Annotated in this window: 7 protein-coding genes and 1 pseudogene; all 8 read left to right on the forward strand. The window is 64.9% G+C overall.

What is annotated here, in order from left to right; all coding sequences use genetic code 11:
* The first annotated feature begins 22 nt into the window (after window positions 1-22).
* The 8 genes and pseudogenes from PMN64_RS40495 to PMN64_RS40530 all read left to right on the forward strand — a co-directional run bounded on the left by PMN64_RS40495 (window position 23) and on the right by PMN64_RS40530 (window position 8,590).
* The gene (locus tag PMN64_RS40495) at window positions 23-1,150 is read left to right on the forward strand and encodes an amino acid ABC transporter permease (protein ID WP_411784792.1); all 1,128 of its coding nucleotides are present in this window, start codon (window positions 23-25) and stop codon (window positions 1,148-1,150) included.
* A 1-nt stretch (window position 1,151) separates the two neighbouring features.
* The gene (locus tag PMN64_RS40500; RefSeq protein WP_411784786.1) at window positions 1,152-2,273 is read left to right on the forward strand and encodes an amino acid ABC transporter permease; all 1,122 of its coding nucleotides are present in this window, start codon (window positions 1,152-1,154) and stop codon (window positions 2,271-2,273) included.
* Between the two features lie 251 nt (window positions 2,274-2,524).
* On the forward strand, window positions 2,525-3,451 hold the full coding sequence (locus PMN64_RS40505) for a hypothetical protein (RefSeq protein ID WP_411784787.1): 927 nt from the start codon (window positions 2,525-2,527) through the stop codon (window positions 3,449-3,451).
* A gap of 17 nt (window positions 3,452-3,468) precedes the next feature.
* A pseudogene (locus PMN64_RS40510) lies at window positions 3,469-3,834 on the forward strand (ABC transporter permease subunit); the annotation flags it as partial.
* A gap of 491 nt (window positions 3,835-4,325) precedes the next feature.
* Complete coding sequence (locus PMN64_RS40515) at window positions 4,326-4,664, forward strand: hypothetical protein (RefSeq protein WP_411784788.1); 339 nt, start codon at window positions 4,326-4,328, stop codon at window positions 4,662-4,664.
* Window positions 4,665-4,862: 198 nt separating this feature from the next.
* Window positions 4,863-5,657, forward strand: a complete 795-nt coding sequence (locus tag PMN64_RS40520; RefSeq protein WP_411784789.1) for a FadR/GntR family transcriptional regulator — start codon at window positions 4,863-4,865, stop codon at window positions 5,655-5,657.
* A 44-nt stretch (window positions 5,658-5,701) separates the two neighbouring features.
* Entirely contained in the window at window positions 5,702-7,120 is a 1,419-nt protein-coding gene (locus tag PMN64_RS40525; RefSeq protein ID WP_411784790.1) for an amidase family protein, read from the forward strand.
* Window positions 7,121-7,144: 24 nt separating this feature from the next.
* Complete coding sequence (locus PMN64_RS40530) at window positions 7,145-8,590, forward strand: amidase family protein (protein ID WP_411784791.1); 1,446 nt, start codon at window positions 7,145-7,147, stop codon at window positions 8,588-8,590.
* Window positions 8,591-8,683: the final 93 nt, after the last annotated feature.

The raw sequence follows: 8,683 nt of genomic DNA on the forward strand, positions 1-8,683 counted from the left end.
CCATGGTCGTCGGCAGCGTCAGATGTGTATAAGAGACAGGTTCTGGCAGATCCTGGTGGTCGCCATCGCGGTCGCCGTCGTCGCCTGGCTGTGGTCGAACGCGGTCCATAACCTCTCGGTGCGCCGCATCTCGACCGGCTTTGCCTTCCTCGGCCGCGAGGCCGGCATGCCGATCGCCGACAGCTGGATCGACTACACGCCGAAGAACACTTATCTGCGCGCGTTCATCGTCGGCGTCGTCAACACGCTACGCGTCGCGGTCATCGGCATCGTGCTGGCGACCGTGATCGGCACGCTGGTCGGCATCGCGCGGCTGTCGTCGAACTGGCTGCTGGCGCGGCTCGCCGCCGTCTATGTCGAGGTGCTGCGCGACCTGCCGCTGCTACTGCAACTCTTGTTCTGGTACGTGCTGATGCAAGGCCTGCCGGCGGCGCGCCAGGCGTGGAAGCCGGTCGACGGGGTCTATCTGTCCAACCGCGGCCTGGTGCTGCCGTCGGTGCCGCTGCATGAGGCCAATGGCTGGACGCTCGTTGCGCTGGTCGCCGGCGTGATCGTCTTCCTCATCGTCAGGCGCCGCCTGATCGCGCAGCAGATGCTCGATGGCAAGGCGCGGCCGGCCTGGCCCTACGCGCTCGGCCTCATCATCGCGCTGCCGGCGCTGGTGTCGTGGCTTCTGGGCGCAAGCTGGAGCGTCATGCTGCCCGAGCTGCGCGGCTTCAACTTCGTCGGCGGGCTGACCCTGGCGCCGGAATATTTCGCGCTGCTGATCGCGCTCGTCACGTATACCTCGGCGTTCATCGCCGAGATCGTGCGCAGCGGCATCCAGGCGGTGCCGCGCGGCCAGTCGGACGCCGCCAAGGCGCTCGGGCTGAAGCGCAGCTTCGTGCTGCAGCACATCGTGCTGCCGCAGGCGCTCCGCGTCATCATCCCGCCGATGACCAGCCAGTACCTGAACCTGACCAAGAATTCCTCGCTCGCGGTCGCGGTCGGCTATCAGGACATCGTCTCGATCGCCAACACCACGCTGAACCAGACCGGGCAGGCGATCGAGTCGATCGCGCTGATCATGATGGTGTTCCTCACCATCAGCCTCGGCATCAGCCTGTTCATGAACTGGTACAACGCGCGGATCGCGCTGGTGGAGCGCTGACATGAGCTCGGTCGCACATCTCCCGCAGGATCCGCTGCCGATCGGCCGGCGCCGCGCGCAGCGCACGCTCGGCGGCCAGATCGTGGCCTGGCTGCGCGCCAACCTGTTCGCGTCCGTGACGTCGAGCATCATGACGCTGCTGTTGCTGTTCGTGCTCGCCAAGGCGTGCATCGGCCTCTGGCAATGGGGCATCGCCAACGCGATCTGGATCGTCTCCGGCAACGACACCAGCGCCTGCCGCGCGCTGCGCGGCGTCGGCGCCTGCTGGGCGGTGATCCCCGAGAAGTACCGCTTCATCCTGTTCGGCACCTATCCGTTCAGCGAGCAGTGGCGGCCGGCGCTCGCGGTCGTGATCTTCATCGCACTGTTCGTGGTCTCGAGCCGCCGCAGCTTCTGGCGCAAGGAGCTGTTCCTGCTGTGGGCCGCGGCCTTGATCGCGATCGGGTGCCTGATGTGGGGCGGCTTTCTCGGCATGTCCTTTGTCACGCAGGACCGCTGGGGCGGGCTGCCGGTGACGCTGATCCTGGCGACTTTCGGATTGGCGTTCGGCTTCCCGCTCGGAATTTTGGTGGCGCTCGGCCGCCGCTCGAAATTGCCGGCCATCCGCTCGCTCTGCGTGCTCTATGTCGAGCTGATCCGCGGCGTGCCGCTGATCAGCCTGTTGTTCATGGCGAGCGTCATGTTCCCGCTGTTCATGCCGGACGGCGTCAACATCGACAAATTGCTGCGCGCCCAGATCGCCTTCATCCTCTATGCCGGCGCCTACCTTGCGGAAGTCGTGCGCGGAGGCCTGCAGGCGGTGCCGCGCGGACAATATGAGGCCGCCGACGCGCTCGGGCTGTCCTATTGGGAGAAGAACGCGCTGATCGTGCTGCCGCAAGCGATCCGCCACGTCATCCCGCCGCTGGTCAACACCTTCATCGCCTTCTTCAAGGACACCAGCCTGGTGCTGATCATCGGCATCTTCGATCTCTTGACCACCGCCAAGACCGCGATCGTCGATCCGGCCTGGCAGGCCTTCAGCGTCGAGGTCTATGTGTTCATCGGCGTGATCTACTTCGTGTTCTGCTTTGCGATGTCGCGCTACAGCCGCGGCCTCGAAGCGCAGCGCGCCCACGGCTGAGGCGGTGATCACGTTCGAGCGCGAAGCCTCGACCTCTATGCGTTTGTCTGGGTCGCATCGCATTTTCCTTCGTCGCATGGGACGTTTTTGGAGCCTGCCGTGATGGATCGATCCGCTTTGCGCGGAACCTGAGATGCCCCATCCGGACAAGCTTGAGAAAGTGGAAAACATCTCCGTGAGCGCGTGAACCCCGGCAGCGGCAACTTGCACTCATGTGATGCGATCACGCCGCATATGAGGAGATCGATGCCATGGCGCCCCCGAAACGCTCGCCTCACCCGATCGAGCGACCGCCAAAGGGCATGCCCGTCCCACGCAATTGGGGATTGATGCAAGGCGGCATTCCCTACCGGCCGCACGGCCCTGTCCGACCGGGAGATACCCGGCCTCAGGAAGACTGGCACACCGTCGCTGAGAAGTTCAGTGTCGGAGTCAAGGAGCTGATCTATTTCAACTTCATGACCGACGACCCCGATGTCGTGAACTGGTACCTCAGCCACTATGTGGGATGCGTCAAGGTCAGCCCCAGCGGCAACAACTGGATGTTCAGCAATTCGGCCAATCCCGGCATCATCTACATCCCGCCCGTCGATCGTGATCCGATCGATTTCGAGGCCGAGGATATCTGTGTCTGGACTCCAAATGATGCCAAGACGTTTCTGATGCGCCTGCTCGCGCTTGCGCAGGGCATGAAGGGCTACAAGGGGCAGCGTATCAAAAAGCTCGTGCAAGTGATCCTGAACGCTGGATATCCGGCGTGCCTGGACCTCTGGTACTACAACGATATGGTCATATCGGTGTATGTCGACATCAAGGAAGGCAACGCCAAGCGCCGCGAGATGATCAAGGCGACGCGCGGCGCGTTTCCGTTCAGTGGAGAGTCGGGTGTCTACGGGCAGCAGGGCAGCGAAGAGCGCCATCGCGGCATGTGGCAAATCCATCCGGTCAGAAGCCTGTTCACCGAATCTTGCGGCGCTTTCAATGCTCAGGCCATGAAGGACCGCTTGGAAAGCATCGACGAGGAAATGTACAGGGGCTGGCACGAGCTCGATATGGTATCCGCCAAGTCGAGCCAGGGCGGCGGCAGTGCCTTCGGAGAAATGGTCTGGGACTTTATCAACCATGTGAGGCTGTTGTCGGAAGACGAGAAGCACCTTTACTGGGCGTTTTCACAATAGCGGCCCATCGCTCGCCTGCCGTAACCTTCCATGCCGGCGCCTATCTCGCCGAAGTCGTGCGCGGCGGTCTGCAGGCGGTGCCGCGCGGACGATATGAGGCCGCCGACGCGCTCGGGCTGTCCTGCCGGGAGAAGAACGCGCTGATCGTGCTGCCGCAAGCGATCCGCCACGTCATCCCGCCGCTGGTCAACACCTTCATCGCCTTCTTCAAGGACACCAGCCTGGTGCTGATCATCGGCATCTTCGATCTCTTGACCACCGCCAAGACCGCGATCGTCGATCCGGCCTGGCAGGCCTTCAGCGTCGAGGTCTATGCATTCATCGGCGTGATCTACTTCGTGTTCTGCTTTGCGATGTCGCGCTACAGCCGCGGCCTCGAGGCGCCGTCGCTTGCCCTCACATGCCGCATCACGGTGCCGGCCTATTCGCATCCGCCGCCGTCGGCTTTGATTTTTGGAGCGGCCTATTCTGGCCTTAACGATGCGGCAACCAAGACTTGGCCGATGGTTGGCGCAAAGGCGCGGCTGGCACAGAGTGCACTAGGCGATGTTCCGCCCGTAACTTATCTTGAGCGTCATTGGATTCGCGAGCGCGCGCGATGACAGAATCATTGTTCGCGTCCGCATCGTTCGAGCTGCCGTTGATTTGTTGATTTGGTGTGTGCCTGACAGGGCTTTACTTTTTGATTTTTGCCGTACGCCAATGGCCGAAGACAACGCCGTCTATCCGGAAAGCACCCGAAGCCCAGGTCCACGATGCCCTGCAAGGCTTTTCGACCGATGAGCTTCGCCAACTCCTGGCGGAGATCGAGCAATTCCTGAGTGTTGAAGCTGTGCCTCGCCGACCGAGACTGCGACTGGCGGGAGGCACATACGTGAACGAGTATACCGCGCGCGCAAACATCGACCACTATCTGGATCTGCTGAAGCGCCCGGACGTTCCAACCAACACGAGATCGATGCTCAACAAGCGGTTGCTTGAGGAAGAAGACAAGCTCGGCCGCCGACGCGAGCAACTGGAGTTTGCCGAAAGCAGGGCCGCAGCCTGCCGGGATCGCGCAGATCGCCAGCGGCGTCTGGCGGAATCGTTTGCCCCCGGTTCGGCTGACCGGGAGCAGGCCGAAAGGCTGCTGGTCAATTTCGAGGCGCTTGCGCAGTTCGTGGAGGGCTTCTGTCGCCAGATGCGCCACACCGTGAACCATAGTCCGCTTTGAGCGCGACGCCGCCTCGGCTCCGCGGGCTCCTCATCGTCTTCACCATCTCCCGCATCCGGTCGGCCCTTTGACCGCGTAGGCGCTACGCCCCCGGGACCGCCGACAGGCGGCCCGGGTATCCCATCATGGCGGGCCGCGGCATCACGAGAACACCGACATGGCTTGCAAAGTGATTGCGATCCTATTTATGATCATAAAATGGATAAATCGGCTCTCCCGTCCCTCGACCCTTCGCGCCGCGCCTCGATCAAGCGCAAGCGCTCGGACGCGGTCGCCGACCTGATCCGCAGCCACATCTTCCAGGCCGGCTTGCAGCCGAGCGACCGGCTGCCGCAGGAGGGGGAGCTGATCGAGATGTTCGGCTGCAGCCGCTCCACCATCCGCGAGGCGCTCAAATCGCTGGAAGTGCAGGGGCTGGTGCAGAACACCACCGGCCCCGGCGGCGGCGCGCGGGTGGCGCCGGTCTCGATCAACCGGATCGTCGGCCTGCTCAGCAACTACTTCTATTTCCAGTCGACCAGCACCGCGCAGATCTACCAGATCCGGCGGCTGATCGAGCCGGAGCTCGCCTTCAGCGTGGTTGGCCACCTCACGGCGGAGCATTTCGCCGCACTGGAAAAGGCGATCGCGGCCCAGGAGCATCATCCCGACGGCGATGCCGATTGGGAACATCATCGCCACGCCGAGATCGATTTCCACGACATCCTGATCGAGGCCTGTCCCAACCCGTTGCTCGGCCTGATGTGCCGGTTCGTCAACGAGGCGATCAGGCATCTGATCGGCAAGCTCGGCGTACAGGAATTCGCATCCAGCTTCACCTGCGAGAACATCGAGTTTCACAAGCGTCTGCTGGCCGCGTTCCGCTCCGGCAATGCCGCGCGTGCCCGGCGCGTGATGCTCGATCATGTGCTGAGCGCGGAGGCGGTGGTCGTTCCCGCGGAAGACCGGCGCATCGATCTGCCCGTCTTTCACCAGCCGTTGCGGCTCGATTGAACCGCATCGGCCGACTGCTGCATCACGCCTTGGAGAAAACGACAATGGACACGCGGCGCGAGAATGAGTTGTGGAGCTGGTCGGCCGTCGATCTGGCCCGTGCGATCGCGACGCGCGCGATTTCCAGCCGGGAAGCCGTGCAATCCAGTCTCGATCGCATCGCCGAGGTCAATCCGGCCTTGAACGCCATTGTCGCTGTGCTCGCCGACGAAGCGCTGGCGGCAGCGGACGCGGCAGACGCCGCGGTGAAGTCAGGCGCGGAGCTCGGCGTGCTGCATGGCGTTCCCGTCACCATCAAGGTCAATGTCGACCAGCGCGGCTGCGCCACCACCAACGGGTTCGTTGCCTTCCGCGATGTGATCGCCACCGAGGACAGCCCTGTGGTCGCGAATCTTCGCAAGTCGGGCGCCGTCATTGTCGGGCGCACCAACACGCCGGCCTTTTCGCACCGCTGGTTTACCAACAACGATCTGCACGGCGCGACCTACAATCCGTGGAGCCGTCGGCTGACGCCGGGCGGCTCCAGCGGTGGCGCCGCATCGGCCGTTGCTTCCGGAATGGGCGCGATCGCGCACGGCAATGATTTCGGCGGCTCGATCCGCTATCCCGCTTACGCCTGCGGCGTCGCCGGCCTGCGTCCGACGCCGGGGCGGATCCCCGCGTTCAATCCGTCGGCAACCAGCGATCGCCCGATCACCGCGCAGATGATGTCGGTGCAGGGGCCGCTTGCCCGCTCGGTCGCCGACTTGCGCATCGGCCTCGCCGCGATGGCGCAGGCGGACGCGCGCGACGGCACCTGGCTGCCGGTGCCCCTGCAAGGTCCAGAGCTCAGGCGTCCGATCGGCGTTGCGATCGCAGCGGCGCCGTTCGGCGACGAGGCGCCGGAGGTGAGCGCAGCGGTGCGCGCCGCCGGGCGTTGGCTCGCGGAGGCCGGCTTTGCCGTGGAGGAGACCGTGCCGCCGCGGCTCGCGGAGGCCGCCGATCTCTGGCATCGCCTCGTCATCAATGAGGAGCGGCGCGTGCTGGCGCCGATGATCCGCAAGTTCGGCGACGATCGGAGCCGCTACAATCTCGAATGCCATATCGCCTACGCGCCCGAGCTCGACGGCGATCAGGTGCTCGCCTGCTTCGAGCAGCGGCTGGCGATCGTGCGGGCCTGGCAGCTGTTCCAGGAGCGCTGTCCCGTCATCATCCTGCCGGTCTCGGCGCAACTGCCGTTCCGTTTCGATCAGGACCAGGAAGACGAGGCGGTGGTGCGCGCGCTGCTCGATGCGCAGCGGCCGCTGCTCGCGGTGCCCGCGCTCGGCTTTCCGTCGGTCGTCGTGCCGACCGGGACCGCGGGCGGCGCGCCGGTCGGCGTGCAGGTGATCGCCGGCCGCTTCCGGGAAGACGTCTGTCTCGCAGTGGCCGAGCTGATCGAGGCGCGTGCATCAAAGCTGACGCCGATCGACCCGCGAGATTGAACCAACAACAAAGCACTGAACATCATGGGAGAACATCACGTGACGAACGCACCGATCTGGCAATGGTCCGCCGTGGACACGGCCGCGGCGATCCGAAACAACCAAGTGACGTCGGAGGAGGTGGTCCGCGCCCATCTCGACCGCATGCAGGAAGCCAATCCGGCGCTCAACGCCGTCGTGGTCGATCTCGGCGCGTCAGCGATGCAGGCCGCCAAGGCCGCGGACGAGGCGCTGGCCGCGAGCAAGCGCGGAGGCGGCGCCGTCGGGCCGCTGCACGGCGTGCCGGTTACGATCAAGATCAATATCGACGTCGAGGGCCAGGCCAATTCGAACGGCGTGGTGGCATTCAAGGACAACATCGCGCCGGGCGACTCGCCGGTGACGGCCAATCTCAAGAAGGCCGGCGCCGTCATCATCGGCCTCACCAACACGCCGGAGTTCTCGCTGCGCGGCTTCACCGACAACCCGCTGCACGGCCTGACGCGCAATCCCTGGAATGCCGACGTGACCTGTGGCGGCTCCTCGGGCGGCGCCGGCGCGTCGATCGCCGCCGGCATCGGCACCATCGCACACGGCAACGACATCGGCGGCTCGCTGCGCTGGCCGGCGCATTGCAACGGCATCGCCACCATCAAGCCGACCCAGGGCCGCATTCCCGCGTTCAATCCCAGCGCCACGGCGGAGCGGCCGCTGATGGCGCAGTTCATGTCGTCGCAAGGGCCGCTGGCGCGCCACGTCGCCGACGTGCGCCTCGGCCTCGAGGTGATGGCGCAGCGCGATCCGCGCGATCCCTGGTATGTGCCGGCGCCGCTGACGGGGCCGAAGCCGGCTGGGCCGATCAAGGTCGCGCTCGCAAAGATCCCCGAGGACATGGCGACCGATCGCGGCGTGATTGCGCTCCAGCGCAAGGCGGCGGATCATCTCGCCGATGCCGGCTATGCGGTCAGCGAGGTCGAGGTCCCCGACCTCAACAAGGTCTGGCAGCTCTGGTGCGACCTGATCATGACCGAGGTTCGCGTCCTGCAGCAGGACCAGATGCTGGCGACCACCAGCGCCGACTTCCAGAAGACGTTCCGCGGCTTCATGGCGCTGGCCAATCAGCTCGATCAGGCCGGCTACATGAAGGCGATCGCCGAGCGCTCGCGCCACATCAGGAACTGGATGACGTTCCTCGAGCAGTATCCGCTGGTCGTGATGCCGACCACGGTGCGCAAGACGCCGGAGGTCAATGCCGATCTCGGCGGCGATCAGCGCGTCAAGGATTTGTTCTGGAACGACCTGCGCTTCATTTCGTCGATGAACGTGCTGGGGCTGCCGGCGGCCGTGGTGCCGGTCGGCCTCGATGAGGGATTGCCGGTCGGCGTCCAGATCGTCGGCTCGCGCTATCGCGAGGACCTGTGTCTCGACGCCGCCGAGGCGATCGAACGCAAGGCCGGCATCCTGGCACGGCAATTGTGGCAGCGGCGCTGAGGCGATGATGAAGTTAGGTCGAACTGGCGACGCGAAGACGCTCCACTCCCTCTCCCGCTTGCGGGGGAGGCCGACGCGCTTAGCGCGGCGGGT

Origin of the sequence: Bradyrhizobium sp. UFLA01-814, from assembly GCF_046718885.1 — a bacterium.
Classification (GTDB): domain Bacteria; phylum Pseudomonadota; class Alphaproteobacteria; order Rhizobiales; family Xanthobacteraceae; genus Bradyrhizobium; species Bradyrhizobium elkanii.